4 protein-coding genes are annotated in these 2,572 nt (G+C 63.8%); all 4 read left to right on the top strand.

Annotation, left to right across the window (positions count from 1 at the left end):
• Positions 1-195, top strand: a 195-nt coding sequence (locus tag AC1DT3_RS17650; RefSeq protein WP_477466538.1) for a hypothetical protein, incomplete at its 5' end; no start/stop codon positions are given.
• A 52-nt stretch (positions 196-247) separates the two neighbouring features.
• Positions 248-1,402: a type III PLP-dependent enzyme gene (locus AC1DT3_RS17645; RefSeq protein ID WP_477466537.1), complete on the top strand. Its 1,155-nt coding sequence runs from the start codon at positions 248-250 to the stop codon at positions 1,400-1,402.
• Positions 1,403-1,530: 128 nt separating this feature from the next.
• Positions 1,531-2,103 carry a GNAT family N-acetyltransferase gene (locus AC1DT3_RS17640; RefSeq protein ID WP_477466536.1) on the top strand — a complete coding sequence of 191 codons (573 nt, stop codon included), beginning with the start codon at positions 1,531-1,533 and terminating at the stop codon, positions 2,101-2,103.
• A gap of 198 nt (positions 2,104-2,301) precedes the next feature.
• Positions 2,302-2,572, top strand: a 271-nt coding sequence (locus AC1DT3_RS17635; protein ID WP_477466535.1) for a saccharopine dehydrogenase NADP-binding domain-containing protein, incomplete at its 3' end; no start/stop codon positions are given.

Here is a 2,572-nt window from a genome sequence, read left to right as displayed (position 1 = left end):
CTCCAAAGGTCAGCACCGAAGAGGCTTGTTTCTCATTGCCAGGCGTGCGGACGGGACTTCCCCTTCCAATCCAAGGCAGCATCGTCGGGTGAAGAGCCCATCGCCGCTCATCGTGTCTCCAACGCACGACGCGGGATGCATCTTCCCTCGCTGACGCCGGGTGTGCCGATTCCTGACCGGGATCGTGTCGCCTGAATTTCAATCGGGGGCCTTCGAGCCCCATTGAACCTTTGGTGGGGAGAGCGCCATGACTGCGCGCATCCGTGAATTTCTGCGTAACCGACGAGAAGACGGCCCGTGTGTCGTCGTCGACCTCGACGTCGTGCGCGACAACTACGCCAAGTTTTCTCGGGCTCTTCCCGACACGCGCGTGTTCTACGCCGTGAAGGCGAACCCGGATCCGGCGGTCCTCAAGCTCCTGGCCGATCTCGGCTCCTGCTTCGACACGGCATCCGTCGTGGAGATTCAGCTCGCCCTCGACGCAGGCGCGACGCCCGAGCGCATCTCGTTCGGCAACACGATCAAGAAGGAGCGCGACGTCGTGCGCGCTCTCGAACTTGGCGTGCGCCTCTATGCGGTCGATTGCGAAGCCGAAGTCGAGAAGATCGTGCGCGCTGCGCAAGCGGCGGGCGTGACGGCACGCGACGTCAAGGTGTTCTGCCGTATCCTCTGCGACGGCGCCGGCGCCGAATGGCCGCTCTCGCGCAAGTTCGGCTGCGCGCCCGAAATGGCGGTGGACGTGCTCGAGCACGGCTATCGTCATGGCCTCGAAGCCTATGGCGTGTCGTTCCACGTCGGCTCGCAGCAGCGCAACACGGAAGCCTGGGACACGGCGCTTGCCTCCGCGTCCTCGATCTTCCGCGAATGCGCCGATCGCGGCATCCACCTGTCGATGGTCAACCTCGGCGGCGGTTTCCCGACGAAGTACCTGAAGTCGGTTCCGGCGGTGAAAGCCTACGGCGAATCGATCTTCCAGGCGCTTTCGAAGCATTTCGGCAACCGCATCCCGGAGACGATCATCGAACCGGGCCGCGGCATGGTCGGCAACGCGGGCATCATCGAGGCCGAGGTCGTTCTCGTCTCGAAGAAGAGCCGCGACGAGGATGAGGTGCGTTGGGTCTATCTCGACATCGGCAAGTTCGGCGGTCTCGCCGAGACGATGGACGAATCGATCCGCTACCCGATCCGCAGCGAGCGCGACAACGACCGCAAGGTGCCGTGCGTGCTCGCCGGACCGACCTGCGACTCGGCCGACGTGCTGTACGAGAAGGAGCCTTATCCGCTCCCCATCTCGCTGGAGATCGGCGACAAGGTGCTGATCGAAGGAACGGGCGCATACACGACGACGTATTCGGCCGTCGCCTTCAACGGCTTTCCGCCGCTGAAATCCTACGTGATCTAACTCACGTCCCGCCTGCCTCGATCCGAGGCAGGCACCAACCCCAAGATGTTAGTTGTCCCGGACGGCCTGCTCCGCGTGGAGCAGGTGCGAGGGCTGTCGCTCACCCCACACCATGGGAGGCTACGGCCATGATCACAATCCGCGAAGAAATGGTTCGCGATATCGACGCGCGCGAGACGTTGCTCGATACCTGTTTTGGCCCCGCACGGTTCCTGAAGACCTGCGAACGGTTGCGCGAAGGACGCCGTCCGGCTGACGGGCTTTCGCTCGCCCTCGAACGGGATGGCACTCTCGTCGGAACGGTGCGCCTGTGGCACATCGCGGCGGGTCCCAATCGCCCTGCGCTGATGCTCGGCCCCATCGCCGTCGATCCTTCGCTCCAGGGCCTCGGCCTCGGTGCGAAGCTGATGCGCGAAGCGCTCTCGCGAGCGACGGCGGGCGGTCATAAGGCCGTCGTGCTTGTCGGCGACGCTCCTTATTATGAGCGTTTCGGTTTCTCGACCGCGGCGACAGAGGACCTGTGGCTGCCGGGCCCCTATGAGCGCGAGCGCTTCCTGGGGCTCGCCTTGCAGGCTGGCGCTCTCGACGAGGCGCGCGGGCTCGTGTCCGCAACCGGCGCTCTCGAACAGAAGCCGGATCTCGCGGCGCTGGTCGCGGCTGCGGCGAACGACGCGTACGGAGCCTTCCGCCGTTCGCTCTAGAGCGTGATCAGCAAGAACCGGGTACCGGTTTTGCGCCCGATCACGCTCCAACTTATAGATACGTGCATGACCTTCTCGCCGAACCGTTTCCACCTCGGCGGGTCATGCACGAGACGACCTGACATTTGACGCGCGCCGCGCCAAAATAATGGTGCGGCGCGTTTTTTCGTTTTGTTGTTTCGAAAAGGAGAAACCTTGATGTCCGTTTGGCCCGTTCATGGACGCATCACTGGCCCGGTCGTGATGATCGGCTTCGGCTCGATCGGCAAAGGCGCGCTGCCTTTGATCGAACGCCATTTCGAGTTCGACAAGGACCGCTTCGTCGTGATCGACCCGGTGGACAAGGATCGGGCGCTCCTCGACGAGCGCGGCATTCCGCTCATCCAGAAAGCGCTGACGCGCGAGAATTACCGCGAGATCCTCACGCCGCTCCTCACCAAGGGCGGCGGGCAGGGATTCTGCGTCAATC

It is taken from the genome of Microvirga sp. P4_G7, from assembly GCF_056401005.1.
The sequence above is the reverse complement of the archived record's forward strand: the minus strand, read 5'-3'. Positions and strand labels throughout refer to the sequence as shown.